General features: G+C 71.3%; 19 protein-coding genes. 9 read left to right on the top strand and 10 right to left on the bottom strand.

The genetic code is table 11. The annotated features are described in order from the left end of the window. Window positions 1-46: 46 nt before the first annotated feature. Window positions 47-1,108 (bottom strand): ATP-dependent DNA ligase, encoded by a 1,062-nt coding sequence (locus AB0K82_RS25255; protein WP_364401113.1) that lies wholly within the window; start codon window positions 1,106-1,108, stop codon window positions 47-49. Between the two features lie 20 nt (window positions 1,109-1,128). Next, the gene (locus AB0K82_RS25250) at window positions 1,129-1,860 is read right to left on the bottom strand and encodes a pyrimidine reductase family protein (RefSeq protein ID WP_364401111.1); all 732 of its coding nucleotides are present in this window, start codon (window positions 1,858-1,860) and stop codon (window positions 1,129-1,131) included. A gap of 104 nt (window positions 1,861-1,964) precedes the next feature. On the opposite strand from AB0K82_RS25250, the gene AB0K82_RS25245 reads away from it, so the two are divergent. Continuing rightward, complete coding sequence (locus tag AB0K82_RS25245; protein ID WP_364401110.1) at window positions 1,965-2,381, top strand: hypothetical protein; 417 nt, start codon at window positions 1,965-1,967, stop codon at window positions 2,379-2,381. On the opposite strand, the gene glgX is transcribed toward AB0K82_RS25245, so the two are convergent. Both glgX and AB0K82_RS25235 read right to left on the bottom strand, forming a co-directional pair. Beyond that, the gene (glgX, locus tag AB0K82_RS25240) at window positions 2,382-4,490 is read right to left on the bottom strand and encodes a glycogen debranching protein GlgX (protein ID WP_364401108.1); all 2,109 of its coding nucleotides are present in this window, start codon (window positions 4,488-4,490) and stop codon (window positions 2,382-2,384) included. Between the two features lie 278 nt (window positions 4,491-4,768). Further along, the gene (locus AB0K82_RS25235; RefSeq protein ID WP_364401107.1) at window positions 4,769-6,082 is read right to left on the bottom strand and encodes an MFS transporter; all 1,314 of its coding nucleotides are present in this window, start codon (window positions 6,080-6,082) and stop codon (window positions 4,769-4,771) included. Window positions 6,083-6,440: 358 nt separating this feature from the next. Between AB0K82_RS25235 and AB0K82_RS25230 the strand changes: the two genes are divergently transcribed. The 4 genes from AB0K82_RS25230 (at window position 6,441) to AB0K82_RS25215 (ending at window position 10,315) form a co-directional block, all read left to right on the top strand. After that, window positions 6,441-7,457: an ABC transporter substrate-binding protein gene (locus AB0K82_RS25230; protein WP_364401104.1), complete on the top strand. Its 1,017-nt coding sequence runs from the start codon at window positions 6,441-6,443 to the stop codon at window positions 7,455-7,457. A 52-nt stretch (window positions 7,458-7,509) separates the two neighbouring features. Next, window positions 7,510-8,301, top strand: a complete 792-nt coding sequence (locus AB0K82_RS25225) for an ABC transporter ATP-binding protein (protein ID WP_364401101.1) — start codon at window positions 7,510-7,512, stop codon at window positions 8,299-8,301. Window positions 8,302-8,501: 200 nt separating this feature from the next. Further along, a complete protein-coding gene (locus AB0K82_RS25220) occupies window positions 8,502-9,389 on the top strand; it encodes an ABC transporter permease (protein WP_364401098.1) in 888 nt (295 codons plus the stop codon). Window positions 9,390-9,415: 26 nt separating this feature from the next. Next, window positions 9,416-10,315: a TauD/TfdA family dioxygenase gene (locus AB0K82_RS25215; protein ID WP_364401095.1), complete on the top strand. Its 900-nt coding sequence runs from the start codon at window positions 9,416-9,418 to the stop codon at window positions 10,313-10,315. A 110-nt stretch (window positions 10,316-10,425) separates the two neighbouring features. On the opposite strand, the gene AB0K82_RS25210 is transcribed toward AB0K82_RS25215, so the two are convergent. The 6 genes from AB0K82_RS25210 to gcvPA all read right to left on the bottom strand — a co-directional run bounded on the left by AB0K82_RS25210 (window position 10,426) and on the right by gcvPA (window position 16,566). Further along, on the bottom strand, window positions 10,426-10,911 hold the full coding sequence (locus tag AB0K82_RS25210; RefSeq protein ID WP_364401092.1) for a DUF6194 family protein: 486 nt from the start codon (window positions 10,909-10,911) through the stop codon (window positions 10,426-10,428). A 158-nt stretch (window positions 10,912-11,069) separates the two neighbouring features. After that, a complete protein-coding gene (locus tag AB0K82_RS25205) occupies window positions 11,070-11,711 on the bottom strand; it encodes a GntR family transcriptional regulator (RefSeq protein WP_364401089.1) in 642 nt (213 codons plus the stop codon). 41 nt (window positions 11,712-11,752) lie between these two features. Then, window positions 11,753-12,514 (bottom strand): SDR family NAD(P)-dependent oxidoreductase, encoded by a 762-nt coding sequence (locus tag AB0K82_RS25200; protein WP_364401086.1) that lies wholly within the window; start codon window positions 12,512-12,514, stop codon window positions 11,753-11,755. A gap of 16 nt (window positions 12,515-12,530) precedes the next feature. Further along, window positions 12,531-13,637, bottom strand: a complete 1,107-nt coding sequence (locus AB0K82_RS25195; protein WP_364401083.1) for an NAD(+)/NADH kinase — start codon at window positions 13,635-13,637, stop codon at window positions 12,531-12,533. Beyond that, window positions 13,634-15,208: an aminomethyl-transferring glycine dehydrogenase subunit GcvPB gene (gene gcvPB / locus AB0K82_RS25190; protein ID WP_364401080.1), complete on the bottom strand. Its 1,575-nt coding sequence runs from the start codon at window positions 15,206-15,208 to the stop codon at window positions 13,634-13,636. Before gcvPB ends, AB0K82_RS25195 begins: the two co-directional genes overlap by 4 nt. Then, entirely contained in the window at window positions 15,205-16,566 is a 1,362-nt protein-coding gene (gcvPA, locus tag AB0K82_RS25185; protein WP_364401077.1) for an aminomethyl-transferring glycine dehydrogenase subunit GcvPA, read from the bottom strand. Before gcvPA ends, gcvPB begins: the two co-directional genes overlap by 4 nt. Window positions 16,567-16,667: 101 nt before the next feature. Between gcvPA and AB0K82_RS25180 the strand changes: the two genes are divergently transcribed. The 4 genes from AB0K82_RS25180 to AB0K82_RS25165 are packed head-to-tail and all read left to right on the top strand — an operon-like array spanning window position 16,668 to window position 21,826. After that, a complete protein-coding gene (locus AB0K82_RS25180; protein WP_364401074.1) occupies window positions 16,668-17,999 on the top strand; it encodes a sugar ABC transporter substrate-binding protein in 1,332 nt (443 codons plus the stop codon). Window positions 18,000-18,003: 4 nt separating this feature from the next. After that, window positions 18,004-18,948, top strand: a complete 945-nt coding sequence (locus AB0K82_RS25175) for a sugar ABC transporter permease (protein ID WP_364401071.1) — start codon at window positions 18,004-18,006, stop codon at window positions 18,946-18,948. Beyond that, window positions 18,945-19,790 carry a carbohydrate ABC transporter permease gene (locus tag AB0K82_RS25170; RefSeq protein WP_364401069.1) on the top strand — a complete coding sequence of 282 codons (846 nt, stop codon included), beginning with the start codon at window positions 18,945-18,947 and terminating at the stop codon, window positions 19,788-19,790. The genes AB0K82_RS25175 and AB0K82_RS25170 overlap by 4 nt, the downstream gene beginning before the upstream one ends. Beyond that, the gene (locus AB0K82_RS25165; RefSeq protein ID WP_364401066.1) at window positions 19,787-21,826 is read left to right on the top strand and encodes a beta-galactosidase; all 2,040 of its coding nucleotides are present in this window, start codon (window positions 19,787-19,789) and stop codon (window positions 21,824-21,826) included. The genes AB0K82_RS25170 and AB0K82_RS25165 overlap by 4 nt, the downstream gene beginning before the upstream one ends. Window positions 21,827-21,828 lie beyond the last annotated feature (2 nt).

Genomic DNA, 21,828 nt, shown 5'->3' with positions numbered 1-21,828 from the left:
CCTGGTCCGTGTCTCCCGGCACGCCGCCCGCTCCCGGAGAACCGGCTCAGCCGCCGAGGATGTCGTCCAGGTCGTACGCGACGGGCACCTCGAGCTGGTCGTACCCGCACGACTCCGGCGTGCGGTCCGGTCGCCAGCGGCGGAACCGGGCGGTGTGCCGGAACCGGCGGCCCTCCATGTGGTCGTAGGCGACCTCGCACACCAGCTCCGGCCGGAGCGGCACCCACGACAGGTCCTTCTTGCCGGTCCACCGGCTGATCGCCCCGGGCATGCGGTCCACCGTGGCCTCGGTCTGCTCGGCCCATCCGGCCCACGGGTGCCCGGTGAGGTCCGTGACCCGGTAGGGCTCGAGCTCCGCGACCAGCCCTTCGCGGCGCTTCATCGGGAAGGACGCCGAGACTCCCACGTGCTGCAGCCGGTCTCCGTCGTACAGGCCGAGCAGCAGCGAGCCCACGACCGGCCCGGACTTGTGCCAACGGAACCCGGCGACCACGCAGTCGGCGGTGCGCTCGTGCTTGACCTTGAACATCGCCCGCTTGTCCGGCTCGTACGCGCCGGTCAGCGGCTTGACGACCACGCCGTCCAGCCCGGCGCCCTCGAACTCCTCGAACCAGCGCAGGGCCTCGTCGTACGCGTCGGTGGCGGGCGTGACGTGGACGGGCGCCTTCGCGCCGGCGAGCGCCTCGGTGAGCCGGGCGCGCCGGTCGCCGAAGGGGGTCTCCAGCAGCGACTCGTCGCCGAGCGCGAGCAGGTCGAAGGCGACGAAGCCCGCCGGTGTCTCCGCGGAGAGCAGTTTGATCCGGGACGCGGCGGGATGGATGCGCTGCTGCAGCGCGTCGAAGTCGAGGACGTGGCCCTTCCGCAGGACGATCTCCCCGTCGAGGACGGACCGCTCGGGCAGCTCGCGGCGGAAGCCCTCGACCAGCTCGGGGAAGTAGCGGTCCAGCGGCTTGCCGTTCCGCCCGTAGATCGCCACCTCGTCGCGGTCCCGGAACACGACCGCCCGGAACCCGTCCCACTTCGGCTCGTAGAGCACGTCCCCCCGGGGCAGCTCCTTGACGGCCTTGGCCAGCATCGGCGCCAGAGGCAGGCTCACGGGCAGGTCCATGACCTCACACTAGAACACGCCTACGACGGTCTTCCGTCGTCCACGCGGCGGGTGTAGCGGAGGAACAGGAAGTCCTCCTCCTCCAGGACGTGCCCGAGGCGCAGTGGGGTCGACCCCTCGCCCGGGCCGTTGATGATCCGTGCCGCGTCGCCCGCCGTGAGCTGCGGGCTGACGGTGAGGCACAGCTCGTCGAGCCGCCCCGCCGCGACGAACTGGGCGAGCAGTCGCGGGCCGCCCTCGGTCAGCTGGCGGGTGAGCCCGCGCTCGGCCAGCGCGTCCAGTGCGGCGGCCACGTCGACCGCCTCATCGCCGGCGACGATCACGTCGGCGTGCTTCTCGGCGCCTCTCCGGCGATCGTCCCCGACCGAGGCACAGGTGATGACGATCGTGCGGCTCGCCGCCTCGGTGAAGACCGGCGCGTCGAAGTCGAGCTCCAGCGACCGCGACACGATGGCCAGCGGCGGCGCCGGCGGCCGGCCCGTACGGATGTCCCCCCACCACTCGCGGGCGTGGACCGGCCCGTACCCCTCGACGCGGACCGTCGCCGCGCCCACGACGACGACGTCGGCCAGCCCGCGCAGGAGGGACAACAGCCGCCGGTCGGCCTCGTTCCCCAGGCCCCCGGCCTTCCCCTCGAACGTCGCGGCGCCGTCCGCGCTGGCGACCATGTTGCCCCGGAGCCAGGGGGTGGTGTCCGGATAGGCGTACGCCTCGGCGAGGTCCGCGAGGCCGGCTGGTTCGAGTCGTCGCATGACACCCAGGGTGGCACAGCAGTCGGTTCGTGACTTTACCGCGCTCTTGTCGCGAGGTTCACTGAGTGACACGTTGTGAGACAACGGGCAAGAGGGGGCAAAGGATGGGCTTCGCCGCATTAATGATGTGGATCCTGGCCGCGGTCGTGGGCGCCTACCTGCTGATCATCTGGCTGGCCAACGGCGGCCTGCGACGGCAGGGCACGAAGGTCACCCGCTTCCCGATGACGCTCGTCCTCGGCCATCCCGCCCTCGCCGTGGTGGCGCTGGCGGCCTGGGTGGAGTTCCTGCTGACGGCGCGGATCGCGTACGCGTGGAGCTCGTTCGGGGTGCTGGTGGTCGTGGCGCTGCTGGGGTTCACCCTGCTGACGCGGTGGCTGACCGGACGCGGCGGGAAGCACGCGCGCGGGGCCGAGCAGCATTTCCCGCTGCTCGGCGTGCTCACCCACGGCACGGTCGCCATCCTGACGTTCGTGCTCGTGCTGTTCACCGCGATCAGGGTCAGCCGTGGCCAGCCCTGATCAGGCGGGAAGGGCGCGGCGCAGCAGGACCAGGGCCCGGTCGGCGACCGCCAGGTCGTCGTCGGCCTTGACCGGCTCGCGGTCGGCCGGTTTCGGCGTCGCCGTGTCGAGGACGACCTCCCACCGCTCGCCGAAGCGCGCGTCCGGGATACGGAAGACGATGCCGTCGGAGTGCGCGTTGAACAGCAGCAGGAACGAGTCGTCGCGGACCCGCCGCCCGCGCGGGTCCGGCTCGGTGATCGCGTCGCCGTTGAGGTACACCGCGACGGCCTTGGCGTAGCCGATGTTCCAGTCCGCCTCGGTCATCTCCGTGCCCGACGGCGTGAGCCAGCAGATGTCGCGCTCGCCGTCCAGTTCGTCGCCGTGCGTGCGTCCCTGGAAGAACCGCCGCCGCCGGAAGACCGGGTGGTCCCGGCGCAGCTCCGACACCGTACGGACGAAGTCGACGAGGTCCCGGTCGCCGTCCCAGGACGCCCAGGCCAGCTCGTTGTCCTGGCAGTAGGCGTTGTTGTTGCCGTGCTGCGTGCGGTTCAGCTCGTCGCCGTGCGACAGCATCGGCACGCCCTGGGACAGGAACAGCGTGGCGATGAGGTTGCGCTGCTGGCGGGCGCGCAGCGCGATGATCTCCGGGTCGTCGGTCTCGCCCTCGACGCCGTGGTTCCAGGAGCGGTTGTCGTCGGTGCCGTCGCGGTTGTTCTCGCCGTTGGCCTCGTTGTGCTTGCGGTCGTAGGAGACGAGGTCGTGCAGCGTGAACCCGTCGTGGCAGGTGACGAAGTTGATCGAGGCCAGCGGGCGCCGGCCGTCGTCGGCGTACAGGTCGCTGGAGCCGGTCAGGCGGGAGGCGAACTCCTGCAGCGCCGGCTGACCGCGCCAGAAGTCCCGGACCGAGTCGCGGTACTTGCCGTTCCACTCCGTCCACAGCGGCGGGAAGTTGCCGACCTGGTAGCCGCCCTCGCCGACGTCCCAGGGCTCGGCGATCAGCTTGACCTGCGAGACGATCGGGTCCTGCTGGACCAGGTCGAAGAACGCCGACAGCCGGTCCACGTCGTGGAACTCCCGGGCCAGCGCCGAGGCGAGGTCGAACCGGAACCCGTCCACGTGCATCTCGGTCACCCAGTACCGCAGCGAGTCCATCATCAGCTGCAGCGCGTGAGGGTGCCGGGCGTTGAGGCTGTTGCCGCAGCCGGTGTAGTCCAGGTTGTACCGCTTGTCGGTGTCCCGGAGCCGGTAGTAGGCGGCGTTGTCGATCCCGCGGAAACTGAGCGTCGGGCCCAGGTGGTCGCCCTCGGCGGTGTGGTTGTAGACCACGTCGAGGATCACCTCGATGCCCGCCTCGTGCAGGGTCCGCACCATCGCCTTGAACTCCAGGACCTGCTCGCCGAGCTGCCCGGACGAGGAATAGGCGTTGTGCGGCGCGAGGAACCCGATCGTGTTGTAGCCCCAGTAGTTGGTCAGCCCGCGCGCCACCGGGGCGTGCTCGGAGACGAAGTGGTGCACCGGCATCAGCTCGATCGCCGTGACGCCGAGCTCCTGGAGGTGCTCGATCATCGCCGGATGGGCGAGCCCCGCGTAGGTGCCGCGCTGGCTCTCCGGGATCGCCGGGTGCAGCCGCGTCAGCCCCTTGACGTGCGCCTCGTAGATCACCGTCTCGTGGTACGGCGTCCGCGGCGACCGGTCGTCACCCCAGTCGAAGAACGGATTGATCACGACGTTCTTCGGCATGTACGGCGCGCTGTCCTCGGTGTTGAGCTCCGTCGGCGCCGCGAACCGGTACGAGAACAGGGACTCGTGCCAGCGCACGTCACCGTCGATGGCCTTGCCGTACGGGTCCAGCAGCAGCTTGGCGGGGTTGCACCGGTGTCCCTGCTCCGGGGCGTACGGCCCGTGCACCCGGTAGCCGTACCGCTGCCCGGGACCGACGCCGGGCAGGTAGCCGTGCCAGACGAAGCCGTCCGTCTCGGGCAGGGCGTAGCGGGTCTCGGCGCCGTCCTCGTCGAACAGGCACAGCTCGACCCGCCGCGCCACCTCGGAGAACAGTGCGAAGTTCGTACCGGTCCCGTCCCAGGTGGCGCCCAACGGGTACGGGGTGCCGGGCCAGACCTCCTGCATCGCTCTCCTCGGTGTCCACGGACATGCCTCATCGAATTGTTGCCGCACCTCGCCGAAGACGCGAATGGCACGGCCGGGAACGGCCGGTAATCGGTGCCCGGAACCCGCGCGGGTGGTGCCCACCACGCCGGTGACCAGGACTTTTCTCCGGATTCGCCAGGCATGCACTCTATGTGAGGTCAGGAAAGGTCAGTGCCAGGCCGGGCGGTCCGGGCGGTGGCCGCCCCGGCGGACGCGCGGGGCGGCCGGGCCGATTCACGCTCAGCGTGCCGGGAGGGTCACGCGGTCGCCTCACCGGGCTGTGAGGGAGTGGTCCGCTCCGGCTCCTCCGGGCCGGGCGGGGCCGTCGGGGCGCTGCCGAACTCGACGCTGTGCGCCTCGCGGCCGAACGCGGTCAGCAGGACCACCGCGAGCAGCGTCGGCGCGATCACGACGGCGAACGCGAACGGGTAGCCGTGCGCGCTCGCCAGGCGCTCCTGCAGAGGCAGGTTGATCGCGGCCAGGAGGTTTCCGAGCTGGTAGGTGACGCCGGGGTAGAAGCCCCGGATCGCGTCCGGCGACATCTCGGTCAGATGCGCCGGAATGACGCCCCAGGCCCCCTGGACGAACAACTGCATGACGAACGCGCTGATCGCCAGGAGGGCCGTGCCCTTCGAGTACGCGAAGAGCGGCACGACGAGCAGCGCCAGCAGGGACGCGCCGACGATGGCGCGGCGCCGGCCGAAGCGCTGCGACAGGGTGCCGACCACGACGCCTCCGACGATGGCGCCGATGTTGTAGATCACCGCGATGCCGACCGCGTAGTGCGGGGAGTGGTGCAGCCCCTTCTTCAGGAAGGTCGGGTAGATGTCCTGCGTGCCGTGGCTCATGAAGTTGAACGCGGTCATGAGCAGCACGAGGTAGAAGAACCGGACCAGGACCTTCCGGTCGAAGAAGACCTTGCGCAGCGGGGTGCGCGTCATCTGCAGCCGCGCGTTCGTGCGCTCCCAGACCTCCGACTCGCCCACGCGGTACCGCACGTACAGCGCCAGCAGCGCGGGCACCGCCCCGAAGACGAACAGGCCGCGCCAGCCGAAGATCGGCGTGATGACGAAGTAGGCGAGCGCGGCCACCAGGTAGCCCGCCGGATAGCCGACCTGGAGCATGCCGGAGTAGAACCCGCGCTTGGCCGGCGGGATCTTCTCCATCGCCAGCGAGACGCCCAGGCCCCACTCGCCGCCCATGCCGAGGCCGTACAGGAACCGCAGCACGAGCAGCATGGTCAGCGAGGTCGAGAAGCCGGAGATCATCTCGACGACGGAGTAGAACAGCACGTCGACCATGAGCGGGATCCGCCGGCCGACCTTGTCCGCCCAGAGGCCGAAGAGGTACGCGCCGAGCGGCCGGGCGATCAGCGTCAGCGTGGTCGCGACGGTGACCTTCTCGGCCGACGTGCCGAAGTCCTTGGCGACCTCGGTGATCACGAAGACGAGAAGGAAGTAGTCGAACGCGTCCATCATCCAGCCGAGGAACGCGGCGAGGAAGGCGTTGCGCTGGTCTCGATCCAGGCCGCCGGCCTGGTCGCGGATGTCGCCGAGCAGGGGGATGCCCATGTGCGGTCCTTCGTCCGGTCGGTCGCTCCCAGCCGATCTTTACCCAGTGTTGAGAGAATCAATTCCATGGTTACCAGGTAGGAAAGGTTGACTGCATCCGGTTCGTCGTGTTTCATTCAGATCATGCGCGTCCGGCCCGCCCTCACCCGCCGGTGGCACGTCGACCTGGTCCGTGTCGCCGCAGCCCGCTGTCGCGGCTGACGACCTCGCCGATCACCGTCTCCCGCGGCCCTTCTCCCGACCGCGTCCCCTCACATCCCCGCAGCCCGTTCACCCGTCACGGGGTCCCACGGCACTCCTCCGACGAGTGCTCCGTGCCCGAAGGCGGCGCCGCCCCCGTACAGGAGCGCACTCCCTCATGCCCTACAGATCCCTTTCGGCCGTCCTGACCCTGGCCCTGGCCGGAACCGGCTGCGCCGCGCAGGCGCGCTCGGACTCACCCACCCTGAAGATCGGTTACTTCCAGGGGGCCGTCGCCGGCCCCGAGGCCGTCGTGGCCGCCGACCCCGGCCTGGCCTCCCGCGTCAAGGCGAAGATCGAGCTCCGCCCGATCGACAGCGGCGTCGCCGGCATGGCCCAACTGCGCGCGGGCGCCTTCCCGGTGGTCTCCGGCGTCGGCAACCCGCCCTTCGTGGGCGCCTTCACCTCCGGCACGGACGTGGAGGTGGTCTTCGCCGAGAGCATCGACGAGTCCGGGCTGGTCGTGAGCGGCGCGGTCAGGTCGAACGCCGACCTGGGAAAGGTCGGCGTGCTCGTCGGCTCCACGCTCGACTTCCAGCTCCGGGGCTGGCTGAAGAGCCAGGGGCTCGCCGGCAGGGTGCAGATCGCCAGCTTCGCGAGCGAGGCAGCCGAGGCAGCCGCCTGGAAGGCCCACAAGATCGACGCGGTGTACATCAGCCAGGCCTTCCTGCTCGACCTGAAGAAGCACGGCGGGCGGGTGCTCACGACGGCGGCGGACATCGCGAAGCTGGGGTACGCCGCGGTCAACATGCTGGCCGTCAGCCGGCCGTACGCGGCGAAGAACCGCGACGTGGTCCAGCGACTGGTCTGCCAGATCTCCACGGCCCAGACGCTGGTCCACGGCGACCAGGCCGCGAAGTACGTCCGCCCGGCCGCCCGCTTCCTCGGGGTGCGGCCCGACGACGCCGTCGAGGCGACGAAGAACTACCCCTACATCCCGCCCGCCGAGGAGACCGGCTGGCTCAGGGGCGCGGACGGCAAGGCGTCCTCCGGCAGGCTGGCCGCGAACTTCCAGCGCACCGGGGAGTTCCTGGTGACGCAGGGCCGGGCGAAGACGGCTCCGTCCGTCGCCCAGGCCGCCGCGCACATCGACCCGAGCTTCTGGGACAAGGCACAGGCGGGAGGCTGCGCGTGAGCGGGCCCGGCGCGACCCGCCTTCCGGCCCGGCGACCCCGGGAGGCCCGCCGATGAACGCGATCGTCGAAGAACGCCCGATCACCGAACGGCCGTCCGCCGTACGGCTCCGGGACGTCGGCAAGACGTTCCGCGGACGACGCAGGCGGACCCCGGCGCTGGAAGGAGTGAGCCTCGACATCGAGGCGGGGGAGTTCCTCTGCCTGCTCGGCCCCTCCGGATGCGGCAAGTCCACGCTGCTCGGCATCCTCGCCGGGTTCGTCCCCGCCGACGCCGGCGAGGTGCTCGTGGACGGGCGGCCGGTGGCCGGGCCGGGCCCCGACCGGGGCGTGCTGTTCCAGACGCCGACGCTGTTCCCCTGGCTCACCACCCGCCAGAACGTCCTGTACGGGCCGAAGGCCCGAGGCGCGCTCACCCCGGAGGCGGCGGAGGAGGCCGACGCGCTCCTGGAGACGGTCGGACTGGCGGACTTCCGGGACGCCTATCCGCACGAACTCTCCGGCGGGATGCGCCACCGGGCCGCGTTCGCCCGCGTGCTGATCAACCACCCGAGCGTGCTCCTCATGGACGAGCCGTTCGGGGCGCTCGACGCCATCACGCGCGCCGGGATGCAGCGGTTCCTGCTGGAGCTCTGGCAGCGGCACCGCATGACGATCGTGTTCGTCACCCATGACGTCGAGGAGGCCACGCTCCTGGGCGACCGCGTCGCGGTCCTGTCCGGGCGGCCCGGCCGGACGAAGGCGGTCGTCGACATCCCCCTTCGGCGCCCCCGGGTCTACGAGGACACCGAGACGCTCGAGTTCGTCACCGCCAAGCGGCGCATCAGGGAGGTGCTGGAGCAATGAGCGAGCGAAGCGAGCGAATCATGAGCGCAGCGCCTCTGGTCACTCTTCCGGCGAAGGAGGGCGCATGAGCGAGCGAAGCGAGCGAATCATGAGCGCAGCGCCTCTGGTCACTCCTCCGGCGAAGGAGGGCGCATGAGCGAGCGAAGCGAGCGAATCATGAGCGCAGCGCCTCTGGTCACTCCTCCGACGAAGGAGGACGCATGAGCGATATCGACCCGCGTCCCCCGGCGACCGCCGTACAGGAGGCTCCCGCCGGGGCGGAACCGGCGCCGGCGACGCCCGGGGCGGGCGGCACGCCGGAACGGCGGGGACGGCGTTCGTGGCGGCGGGTGGCGTACGGCGGCGCCGGGCTGCTGCTGGCCCTCGGCGGCTGGCAGGTCGCGGCGCTCGTCATCGACGATCCGGTGACGCTGCCGACCGTCGTCCAGACCGTCCGTGAGTTCCTGCACTACGTCACCCATCCGTACCCGGAGGTCCAGGGCAGGACCCTGGTCGAGGACGCCCTGATCAGCACGGGCCGGATCCTCGCCGGGTTCGGCCTCGGCACGCTCGTGGGCCTCGTCCTGGGCGCGGCGATGGCGGGCGTCCGCGTGATCCGCGAACTGGCCGACCCCCTCATCGCGGTCGTACGGCCGCTGCCGCCGATCGCGTTCATCCCGCTGCTCGTGGTCTGGTTCGGCATCGGTGAGACGTCGAAGGTGGCGCTGCTCTTCTTCGGCGTGGTCCCGGTCATCACGATCGCGACCCTCGGCGCCCTCGACGCGGTACCGGTCGAGTTGGTGCACGCCAGCCGGAGCCTGGGCGCCTCGCACTTCCACACGATGGTGCACGTACGGCTCCGCGCCGCCGTCCCAGGAGTGATCACCGGGATGCGGATCGCCATGGGCGGCGCCTGGACGAGCATCATCGCGGCCGAGATGATCGCGGCCACCGGGGGAGTCGGCTTCCTGATCCTGCAGGCCGGCAACTACCTCCAGACCCCGTTGATCTTCAGCGGGATCATCGTCATCGCCGTCCTCGGCTTCGCGTTCGATGGCCTGCTGCGTCTGCTGCTGCGCGCCGCCGACCCCACCGTCCGCCACTCGTGACAGCTCTGAGAGAGAAGGAGTTCCCCATGTCCATCATCGACATCCGCAAGGTCGGCGGACGCATCGGCGCGGAGGTCACCGGCGCCGACCTCGGCCGACTCGACGACGAGGAGTTCCGCCAGGTCGACGCGGCACTGCTCGAGCACAAGGCCCTGGTCTTCCGCAACACCGGCCTCGACGACGAGGGCCAGATCCGCTTCGCCGCGCGGTTCGGCGAGCTGACCACCGCCCACCCCACCGTGCCGGCCGTGGACGGAAGCCCCAACATCCTGCCGGTCGACGGCGACGAGGGCATCCGGTCCAACCACTGGCACACGGACGTGACGTTCGTGCGCACGCCGCCCAAGGTCACCACGCTGCGCGCACTGGTCGTGCCGCCGTACGGGGGCAACACGCTGATCGCGAACGCCGCGGCGGCCTACCGGGACCTGCCGGAGCAGTTGCGGGAGTTCGCCGACCGGCTCTGGGCCGTGCACACCAACGACTACGACTACGTCCTGCCGCGTACGAACACGGAGAACGCGGTGAAGTACCGGGAGACGTTCGTCTCCCGGCGATACCAGACCGGACACCCGGTCGTGCGGGTGCATCCGGAGACCGGCGAGCGCGGGCTGTTCATCGGCGGGTTCGCCCAGCGGATCGTCGGGCTGAACAGCACCGAGTCGCGCGACATCCTGCGCATCCTGCAGGAGTACGTCATCCGGCCGGAGAACATCCTGCGGGTTCAGTGGAACCCCGGGGACCTCGTGGTGTTCGACAACCGGATCACCCAGCACTACGCCCCGGACGACTACGGGGACCAGCCCCGCAGGCTGCACCGGGTGACCGTGGCGGGCGACGTTCCGGTGAGCGTCGACGGGGCGGAGAGCCACGTCATCGAGGGCGACGAGGCCCATCACTACACACCGGCCGTCGCGGCCGCCTGATGGACGCGGGGCCCGGAGCGGCGGGGCTCCGGGTCCCGTCCGGCCGCCGCGGGCGGCCGGACGGGACGGGCCAGGTCGGATTCGGCCGGGTCCGGTTCGGGTCGTTCGGCTCAGGCCGGGTTCGGCCGGGTCCGTTCGAGTCGTTCGGCCGCCCGGTCGCGGGCCTCCTCCAGCAGGGTCCGCGCGAGCGGGGCGGTCGCCTCGCCGGGGTTCAGGACGCAGACCCAGCCCTGGACGGCGTACGCGGGGTGGGGGAGGAGCCGGTCGGCCACCGTGAAGTCGACCCCGGCGCGGTGCTCCGCGGCCGCGGCGGGCGGGTAACCGAGCAACTCCTCGAACCGCTTGCGCCCGACGGCGATGTTCAACCGGAACACGCCGGGGCGGTTCAGGTCGGACGCCGTGTCGAACCCCTCGTAGTCCTTGATGACGATCGTCGCGAAGGGCTGCCATCGATCGGCGGACGCGTCACCGTGCGGATCGTAGGAGATGAAGGTGTCGCCCCAGGCCGCCTCCGGAGCGCCGGTGTCCTCGCCCGCCGTGACGGCGACGGTTCCCGGCAGGCCGGCGGCGAACTGGATGATCTCGTCCTCGGTCATGAGGTCCTCTCGTCTCACATCTCGTGCCGTTTCCTCCCTTCAAGCATTCCATTGAAGTGCTAGTTGCGACTTTTCGCGCAGGACGGCGCCGAGAGCAGTGCCTCCAGCCACGGAACCCTCAAATGCGGGTTGAACGAGCCTGCCGGCTGAGGAGCGGGTCAGTCGCCGAGGCGTTCGAGGATGCGTTCCATGCCGCTGTTCCAGTTGATCTTCAAGGCGGCCACCGCACCGTCGATGTCACCGGCCTGGACGCACTCGGCGATCCGTTCGTGCTCCTCGGCCGAACGCTCCAGTACCTGCTGGTCGCCGATGATGACGCGTTCGTACCGGCGCATGGTGAGCTTGAGCGAGGTGATCAGGTCCATCAGGCGCTCGTTGGGGCAGCCGGACAGGAGCAGGTCGTGCCAGGCGTCGTCGTAGCGTTCGAGCACGGCGTACTCCGCCTCCGGCGCCGAGAACGCCCGCGCCTCATCGAGCAGGCGTGGCGCGATCGAGACGAGGTACTCCGGTTCGGACAGCTCCAGCGCCAGCGACTCCATGTGGGCCACGATCGTGGTCAGGTCGCGGAACTCCTGCGCGCTCATCGGCGCGAACCGGAAGCCCCGGCCGCGCTCGCTGACGATGATGCCCTCGCGCTCCAGGCCGATCAGCGCCTCCCGCAGGGGAGTGCGGCTCACCCCCAGGTCGGTCGCCAGGACGGTCTCGTTGATCGGCTGGTCGGGGTCGAACTCGCCCCGGCCCAGCCGGTCGAGGATCTCGTCCTTGATCTGCTCGCGCAACGGGCGGCGCTCGATCGGCATCTGGCAGTCTTCCTTTCTCCGGCGGCCGGCGATCAGGTCGTTCAGGCGGTGCCGGCGCCGTCGACGGCGATGACCGCGCCGCTGACGAACGACGCGGCGTCACTCGCCAGGAAGGCCACGGTCCGCGCGATGTCCCCAGGCGTGCCGATCCGGCCGAGCGGACGGTCGGCGGCCTCCTCGTAGAAGGCCTCCACCGATCCGCCGAGCTGCCGCGCCTCCTCGGCGAGCATGCCGGTGGCCGTGTCGCCCGGGCAGACGCAGTTGACCCGGATGCCGTCGGGCCCGTGGTCGATGGCCATCGCACGCGTCATGTTCACGACCGCGCCTTTGGACGCGCAGTACGATACGGCGTCCGCGCCGCCCTTGATGCCCCAACCGGATCCCGTGTTGATGATGCTTCCGCCGCCGGCGGCCCGCATCAGCGGTATCGCGTGCCGGCTCAACAACATGATCGACTTGACGTTGACGGCCATCACCCGGTCCCAGTCGTCCTCGGCGATCCCGCACACGGTGGACCGCCGGATGATCCCGGCGTTGTTGAACAGCACGTCGACGCCGCCGAAGGCCTCCCGGGCGGTCGCGATGACGCGCTCACAGTCGGCGGCGTCGGACACGTCGCAGCGGACGAACACCGCCCGGCCACCGGCCGCGATGACGGCCTTCTCGGCCTCCGCCCCACCCGTCTCGTCGACGTCGGCCAGCACGACGGCGGCGCCGAGCTCGGCCAGCAGCTCGGCCGTGGCCCGGCCGATGCCGGACGCGGCGCCGGTCACGACGGCCCGCTTGCCCGCAAGAGAGATCATTCCTCAGGTCCTTCCTTCAACGAATGGGGTACATGGCGGTGCGCCCGTGCCCCGTCAGCACGGGCCGGTGGCCCGTGAGCTCCCGGTCCAGCTCCTCGTCGCCGGTGTCGACGAGCAGGGGCCGCCCGCCCAGGGCGGCGAGCTTGGTCTCGGTCGCCACGACCAGCAGGCGGTCCGCGCCGACGGCGCGCAGCACGGCGGGGGAGATCTGCTGGTTGCCCCGGCCGAGCAGGAAGCCCTGCCCGCCGATCGGGGTGACGGCCACCCACGCGGGCGTCTTCCGTACGGTCTCCTCGAGTCTCGCCGCGGCGACGTCCGCCGCGACGAGCCGCCCGTCCCGGTCCAGCACGTTCACGCCCATGACGGGGACGTCGGCGCCGAGCGCGGCGGCGACGGCGCGCATCGTGCCGCCCGGCCCCAGGACGAGCGCCTCGCCGGGGCCGAGCCGCCGGCGCAGTTCGGCGGCGATCCCGCCGACGGACGCCGGCGAGGTGACCGAGCCGCCCACCTTGCGCTGCTGGATCCGGACCGGGACGTCCGGCACCCGCAGGTGGCCGTACAGCCGGGCCGAGACCCGTCCCTCGCGCACCGCGTCCTCGTCGAGGTCCATCACCTCGGCGTCGCGGAGCGCCGTGCCGCCGGCCGCCATCAGCGCGGCCGCCTCCCCGGCGGCGCGCGGGCTGACGCCGAACACCGCCGAGTGCATCTTCACGCCGGTCGGCACGCCGAGCACCGGCACCGACGTTCCGACCACGTCCAGGACGTCGCGGGCGGTGCCGTCCCCGCCCGCGAACAGCAGCAGGTCCACCTCGGCGGCCAGCGCGGCGGCCGCGGCCCTGGTGTCGGCGGGCGTGGTGGGGGCGCCCGGCTCGTGGACGACGACGGGCCGCAGCCCGGCGGCGGCGACCGCGTCGGCGCCCATCGCGCCCGCGGCGGTCCGCACGGTCAGCCCGGCGCCGAGCCGCGAGCGCAGCTCGGTCAGCGCGAGCGCGGCGCGCTCGCCCGCCCGGGGCTCCGCGCCGAGCGCGCGGGCCCGCCGCTGCACGTCCGCGCCGTCGCTGCCCTTGAGGCCGACCCGGCCGCCGAGGCCGGCGACCGGGTTGACGACGAGCCCGAACCTCATTCGCCCAGGATCTTCCGCCGGTAGGCGCGCCAGGTGACCGCCCAGGTCTGCGGGTCGTCCAGGGTGTCCTGCCGGATGCGGTGCACGGTCGAGCGGTGCGGCGCGGTCCGCACCGTCTCCGGCTCCTCGTACGCCTCGCGCGCGACCTCGGCCAGGATCGCGGCGTACTCGTCCAGGTCGGCCCTGGAGTAGGACTCGGTGGGTTCGAGCGTCATCGGCTCCGGCACCAGGAACGGGTGATGGCTGGTCCAGTAGTGCGTGCCGAAGTCGGCGGCGCGGTAGCCGATGTCCTCGGTGTGCACGCCGGTCTCCTCGGCCAGCTTCGCCCAGCTGTAACGGACCTGCTCGATCCGCCGCCGGCCCTCCGCGTACGGGGCGGAGGTGCCGCGGATCTCCAGGACCTTCTTCATCAGGTAGTTGTTGTTGAGCACGGCGACCTCGGCGGCCTCCCGCAGGCCCTCCGCGCCGAGCGCCATGATCCAGGCGTAGGCGCGGACCAGGTTCGGGACCACGCCGTAGAACGGCCGGATCTTGCCGACCGACGCGGGCCGGTCGTCGTCGAGGCGGTAGCGGGTGCCGTCGAACTCCACGGTCGGTTTGGGCAGGAACGGCGCCAGCGCCTCGGTCACGCCGCAGGCGCCCGCCGCGGGGCCGCCGCAGGCGTGCGGCGTCGAGAAGGTCTTGTGCAGGTTGAAATGGCACAGGTCGAAGCCGGCGTCGCGGGCCCGGGTAATGCCGAGGATGCCGTTGGCGTTCGCCTGGTCGTAGGAGCACAGGCCGCCCGCGTCGTGGACGATCTTGACGAACTCCTCGATCCGCGGGTTGAAGATCCCGGTGTCCTCCGGGTTGGTGATCAGCAGGGCCGCCGTGCGGGGGCCGACCGCGGCCTTGAGCGCCTCGATGTCGGGGTAGCCGTCGGCGTCCGGGTACAGCGTGATCACCTTGAACCCGGCCGTCTTGGCGCAGGCGGCGTTGGACGGGTGCGAGAAGATGGTGGTGATCACCTCGTCCCGCTGCTCCAGCTCCCCGCGCGCGGCGAAGTACGCCCGGATCATGGCCACGTTCGTGTAGATCGCCGCCGAACCGGCGCCGGGCTGCAACGACACCCGGTCCATGCCGGAGATCTCCCGCAGCAGCTGCTCCAGCCGGTAGACGATCTCCAGGACGCCCTGCACGGTCCGCTCGTCCTGCAGCGGGTGCAGTTCGGCGATCTTCGGGTCGCGGACGAACCGGTCGTTGACCTTCGGGCTGTACTTCATCGTGCACGTGCCCTGACCGACGTCGACGTTCAGGTCGACGCCGAGGTTCTCCTGCGACAGCCGCAGGTAGTGCCGGAGGACGTGCAGCTGGGACAGCTCCGGCAGGGCGGGCGGGGCCGCGCGGCGCAGCCCCTCGGGCAGGCTGTCGTCGAGCGGCACCTCGGGCTCGGGGACCAGCACGCCGCGCTCGCCGGGGCTGCTCAGCTCGAACAGCAGCGGTTCGTCCCAGCGGGCCTGGTGGAAACGACGCAGCGGCGGCTTCGGACCGATCTTCGCGTCGGCGGTCGTGACGGTGGCGCGTTCGGTGTTCACTTCGCGATCTCCTGGAGGGCGGTGGCCAGGCGGTCGATGTCGTCCTTGCCGTGGATCTCGGTGACGCAGTACAGGGCGTCGGTCTCGGACAGCACGCGGCCGCCGAAGATGCCGCGGTCCAGCAGCGCGTCGCCCACCTCGGCCGCCGTCCGAGCGCCGGTGAAGCGCACGGTGAAGTCGGCGAAGTGCGGCGCGTCGGCGTACGGCACCTCGACGCCGGGCACCTCGGCCAGCCGGCGGATCGCGTACCGCGTGTTCGCCATGATCGTCTGACCGATCTCGCGCATGCCCTGCGGGCCCATCAGCGCGAGGTACACCCCGGCGGTGATGCCGTTCAGCGCGGCGGCGGTGCCCACCCACTCCTTGCCCTCCTCACGGAGCGCGAAGGACGTCCGCTCGTAGGCCACGTCGCCGAAGCCGTACTCGCCCTCGACCTCGGTGGGCGCCACGCCGAACAGCCGGAAGGGGAACTCGGCGACGAGCCGCTCCTCGTCCCTGGTCGCGACGAACCCGCCGTTCAGCCCGCCGTACGCCAGGTGGAGCCCGAGCGGCTGGATCTCGCCGCAGACGATGTCCGCGCCGTAGGCGGCGGGCGGCGCGACCACGCCGAGGGAGATCGGGTTGCAGCCGACGACGTACAGCGCGCCGGCCTCGTGCGCCAGGCGGCCCAGCTCCGGCAGTGCGGGGTCGACGATGCCCAGGTAGGAGGGCGCCTCGGCGTAGACGGCCGCGACGTCGCCGGCGGCCAGCTCCGCGCGCACGGCGTCCAGGTCGGCCCGGCCGTCGGCGCCGACGGGGAGGACGACCACGTCGTGGACGGGACGCACGTAGTCGTCGATCTTCGACAGCTTGTCCGGGTCGAGGGCGGTGACCAGCAGCAGACGGCGGCGCCCGGTGATCCGGCCGGCCATCCGCAGCGCGGTCGCGGACGCCTGGAAGCCGTCGTAGGTCGGCACGTTGACGACGTCCATCTCCAGCAGCTCGCCCATCAGCGACTGGTACTCCCACAGCGCCTGGAAGCGGCCGTGGTCCTCGTACGGCTCGCCCGCGTAGGCGGTGAGGAACTCACTGCGGTTGATCACCTCGTCGACCACCGCCGGCACGTGGTGCTGGTAGCAGCCGGCGCCGAGGAAGCTGAGCGCCTCGTGGGTCCCGGTGTTGCGGGTCAGCAGGGCGCCGACGTGCCGGACCAGCTCCGCCTCCGAGCGCAGCGGGGCCGGCAGGTCCAGGGGCCGGCGCAGCCGGATGCTCTCCGGCACGTCGGCGTAGAACTCCTCGGTGCTCGCCGCCCCGACGGCCGCCAGCATCTGCTCTTTGATGGCCGGTACGGAGTTGGGGATGTACGGATGAACGCTCACACACGTCCTCGCTTTCGAGTTTCTCGTCGCACCCTCTTGACGAAAGCACATGATGCAGTGTGCTGTATACAGCATTCTTCATACCAGTCCTGGGAGGCAAGATGGCGACGAGCCTGAAACGGCGGTCAGTGTTGACCGCCGGGTTCGCCGGCGTGATGTCGGTACTGCTCGCGGTGAGCGGCTGCGCCACCGGAGGGACGGCCCGCAGGCCCGGCCCCGCGCTGAAGTCCGGCTCGGCCACCGCGCTCAAGGGCGACGTCACCGTGTGGTCGTGGGACGTCGCCGCCAAGGCGCTCAAGCGACTCGCGCCCGCCTTCGAGCAGCAGCACCCCGGCGTGAAGGTCAAGGTCGTCGACATCGGCTACGACAACGCGTACGACAAGATCACCGTCGGCATGCGGTCCGGGCAGGGCCTCCCCGACGTCCTCACCGTCGAGGGCAGCAAGCTGCCGAGCTACATCGGCAACTTCCCGCGCGGGCTGTACGACCTGACGTCCCTGGCCGGTCGCTACAAGTCGAGTTTCGCCCCCGCGACCTGGGCGAACGTCACCGACGAGCAGGGCCGGGTGTTCGCGCTGCCGTGGGACAGCGGCCCGTGCGCGCTGTTCTACCGCACGGACCTGTTCCAGCGGGCCGGCGTCGACCCGGCCTCGATCCACACGTGGGACGACTACGTGCGCGCCGGCGAGCAGATCAAGGCCAAGACCGGCAAGAAGCTGCTCGTCATGGACCCCGCCGAGGACAGCACGTTCCCGATGATGCTCCAGCAGCAGGGCCAGCGGTATTTCAAGGACGGCAAGGTCGCCGTCGCCGACCAGCAGGCCGTCCGCGCCGCGACGCTGCTGAAGACGCTCGCCGACAAGGGACTGGTCGACTTCGAGAAGGGCTGGGACGGCCTGGTCGCCGCCACCAAGTCCGGCAAGGTCGCCACCACTCCGTACGCCGTCTGGTGGTCCGGCACGCTCACCGACGAGATGAAGGAGCTTAAGGGGAAGTTCGGCGTCGTCCCGCTGCCCGCCTTCGACGCCGGTGGCGTGCGCACGTCCAACGACGGCGGCTCGACCCTCGCCGTCGCCGGCCAGACCAAGAATCCCGAGGCCGCGTGGGCGTTCGTCGAGTTCGCGCTGGCCGACGCCGCCAACCAGGCGTCCATGCTGAAGACCGAAGGGCTCTTCCCGGCCTTCCTGCCCGCGCTGAACGACCCGTACGTCAGCGCGCCGCAGGACTACTACGGCGGGCGGCCGGTCTTCAAGACGTTCGCCGACCTGGAGAAGACCGTGCCGCCGGTGGAGTACACCAAGGACGGGTCGAAGGCGTCCGACATCGTCAACGGCACCATCTCCGGCATCGTGCTGCACCACGACGATCCGCAGAAGGCGCTGAACTCGGCGGCGCAGCAGATCGCCGCCGCGACCGGCCGCGCGGTGGGGTGACGCCGTGACCGTCGACGTGACACGGGAGGCCGTGCGCGCGCCGGCCCCGGCCGGGCGGCGGCCCGGCCGGGGCGAGGGGCGGCGCGGCCTGCCACGGCTCACTCCGTGGATCTTCGCCGGGCCGGCCGCCGCGCTGTTCGTCCTCTTCTTCGCCTATCCGCTGCTGGCGAGCGTCTACCAGAGCTTCACCGCCGACCGCGACGGCGTGCAGACCTGGGTCGGGCTCGCCCAGTACCGGCGGATGCTGCACGACCCGGTCTTCTGGGCATCGCTGCGCAACACCGGGCTGATCCTCATCGTGCAGGTCCCGCTCATGATCGGCCTGGGGCTGCTGCTGGCGTACGGGCTGAACCGGTCGTGGCTGCGGTTCCGGTCGACCTGGCGCATCGCCTACTTCCTGCCGGCGGTGACCATGCTGGTCGCCTACTCGGTGGTGTTCCGGGTGCTGCTGAAGACCGACGGCGGAATGGTGAACCAGACGCTGCACGCCGTGGGCCTGCCCGAGGTGGACTGGCTGAACAGCCCCGGCTGGGCCCGGCTGGCGCTGATCGGATCGATCACCTGGCGGTGGACCGGCTACAACGCGGTGATCCTCCTGGCCGGGCTGCAGGGCATCGGCCGCGAGCAGTACGAGGCGGCGGCCATCGACGGCGCGGGCGCCTTCACGACCTTCACCCGCGTGATCGTCCCGCAGCTGCGGCCGGTGATCCTGTTCTGCTCGGTCACCTCGACCATCGGCACCCTGCAGCTGTTCGACGAGAACTACGTGCTGACCAAGGGCGGGCCGGGCAACGCCACGATGACGCCCGTCCTCTACCTGTACAAGGTCGGCTTCGAGCAGCTCGACTTCGGCTACGCGGCCGCCATCGCGTGGGTCGTCGTCCTGCTGATCGGGCTGATCTCGTTCGTCCAGTTCCGCTTCCTCGGAAAGGACCGGTCGGGCCGATGACCACCACGACCCGCACCCTGCGCCCGCGTCTGCTCGGCCGCGCGGTCGGCTACCTGTTCCTCGCCGCCGGCGCGGTGGTCAGCATCGTGCCGTTCTACTGGATGGTGGTGGCCTCCACCCGCGACAACGACGAGCTGTTCCGCTCCCCGCCGCCGTTCCTGCCGGGCGGGCGGCTGCTGCACAACCTCGTGTCGCTGCAGCACTCGATCGGCTTCGCCCGGGTGATGGCCAACAGCCTGGGCGTCGCGGTCGTCTACACCGTGGTCAGCTCGCTGATCTCCGCCATGTGCGGGTACGGCCTGGCGAAGTACCGGTTCCGCGGCCGCGGGCTGCTGCTCGGCCTGGTGCTGGCGACCATGATGATCCCGTTCCAGGTGCTGCTCGTCCCGCTGTTCCAGATGATGTCGAACCTCGGCTGGATCGACACCTACCAGGCGGTCATCCTCCCGTTCCTGGCCAACTCGTTCGGCATCTTCCTGATGCGCCAGGCGTTCCTGGACTTCCCCGACGAGCTGATCGAGTCGGCCCGCATGGACGGCGCCGGCGACCTGCGCGTCTTCTACCGGATCGTGCTGCCGGTGGTGCGCCCCCAGCTCGGCGCGCTGGCCATCTTCACGTTCATGAGCCAGTGGAACTCCTTCCTGTGGCCGCTGCTGATGCTCAACACCGAGGACAAGTACACCGCGCCGGTCGCGCTGTACACCCTCGTCGGGCAGAGCCACGTCGACTACTCCGGGCTGATCCTCGGCTCGTTCCTGGCGACGCTGCCGCTGATGCTCGTCTTCTTCATCTTCCAGAAGCAGTTCGTGTCCGGCCTGCTCGGAGGGGCGGTGAAGGGATGACGCGGACCGACGGTCGGCTGACCCGGATCCCGGGTCTGCTGTACGGCGGCGACTACAACCCCGAGCAGTGGCCCGAGGAGGTGTGGGAGCAGGACGTCCGGCTGATGAAGGAGGCCGGGGTCAACCTGGTCACGGTGGGGGTGTTCTCCTGGGCGCGGCTGCAGCCCGGCCCCGACGCCTGGGACTTCGGCTGGTTCGACCGGCTGCTGGACCTGCTCGCCGGCAGCGGCATCGGCGTCGACCTGGCCACCGCCACCGCGTCGCCGCCCGCCTGGCTGGTCCGCGCGCACCCGGAGGTGCTGCCGGTCACCGCCGAGGGCGTGCGCCTGGAGTTCGGCTCGCGGCAGCACTACTGCCCGTCCTCGCCGGTCTACCGGCGGGCGGCCGTACGGCTCGCGCGGGCGATCGCCGAGCGGTACCACGACCATCCGGCGCTCGTCCTCTGGCACGTCCACAACGAGTACGGCGACCACGTCACCGAGTGCTTCTGCCCGACCTCGGCCGCCGACTTCCGGCGCTGGCTGCGGGAGCGGTACGCCGACCTGACGACGCTGAACGCCGCGTGGGGCACCGACTTCTGGTCCCAGCGGTACGGCGCCTGGGAGGAGATCGAGCCGCCGCGCGCCGCGCCCGGCCCCGTCAACCCCACCCAGGTGCTGGACTGGCGGCGGTTCTGCTCCGACGCGCTGCTGGCCTGCCACCGGGCCGAGAAGGCGGTGCTCGACGAGGTCCGCGGCGACGTGCCGGTGACCACGAACTTCATGTCGATGTTCAAGGCGCTGGACTACTGGGCCTGGGCCGCGGAGGAGGACCTGGTGTCCGACGACGCCTACCCCGACCCGGCCGACCCGGCGGCGCACGTCGGCGCGGCGCTGAACTACGACCTGATGCGCTCGCTCAAGGGCGGCCGGCCGTGGCTGCTGATGGAGCAGGCGCCCTCGGGGGTGAGCTGGCGGCCCGTCAACGTCCCGAAGACCCCGGAGCTGCAGCGGCTGTGGTCACTGCAGACGGTGGCGCGCGGCGCCGACGGCGTCCTGCACTTCCAGTGGCGGGCGTCCCGGGCGGGCGCGGAGAAGTTCCACAGCGCGCTGCTGCCGCACCGGGGCGTCGCGTCGCCGCGCTGGGCCGGCACCGTGGGGCTCGGCCGGGAACTGGCCCGGATCGGCGAGGTCGCGGGCAGCAGGCTGACCGCCGACGTCGCCGTCGTCTTGGACTGGGACTCCTGGTGGGCGCTGGAACTGGACGAGCATCCGTCGTCGCGGCTGCGGCTGCGCGAGCTGACCGCCTCGTGGTACGCCCCGGCGCACGCCCGCAACGTGACGGTCGACTTCGTGCCGCCCGGCGCGCCGCTCGACGGCTACCGCGTCGTCCTGGCCCCCAACCTGTACCTGGTGACCGAGGCCACCGCGCGGTGGCTGACCGCCCACGTCGAACGCGGCGGACGGCTCGTCTGCGGCTGCTTCAGCGGCGTCGCCGACGAGCACGACCACATCCACGACGGCGGCTGTCCGGGCCCGCTCCGCGACGTGCTCGGCGTGGCCGTCGAGGAGTTCTGGCCGATCGCCGACGGGGACGCGACCGAGGTCGCGGCCGGCGACCGCGTCCTCGCGGCGACGCTGTGGAGCGAGTGGCTGACCGCGACGACGGCCGAGGTGGTCGGGGCGTACGCCGCCGGCCCCCTGACCGGCCGTCCCGCGATCACCCGCAACGACCACGGCGCGGGCCGCGCCTGGTACGTCGGCTGCCACCTCGGCGAGGACGTCGGCGTCCTGCTGGACGCGGTGTTCGCCGACGCGGGCGTCCGGCCCGTGCTGGCGGCCCCGGACGGCGTCGAGGTCACCCGCCGCGACGGCCCGGACGCCTCCTACCTCTTCCTGCTCAACCACGGCGGCGCGGACACGGACGTGCCCGTGCCCGACGGGGTCGAGCTGCTGACCGGCACCGCCGTGCGGGGCACGCTCCGGCTGCCCGCGCTCGGGGCGGCGGTGCTCAAGACGGCCTCGCCCCAGGGGCCGCTCCCTCCCCACGAAAGGTGACC

This window comes from Actinoallomurus sp. NPDC052274, assembly GCF_040679475.1.
GTDB lineage: Bacteria > Actinomycetota > Actinomycetes > Streptosporangiales > Streptosporangiaceae > Actinoallomurus > Actinoallomurus liliacearum.
Note: the sequence above shows the minus strand (reverse complement) of the source record. Positions and strands in the feature narration are given on the sequence as shown.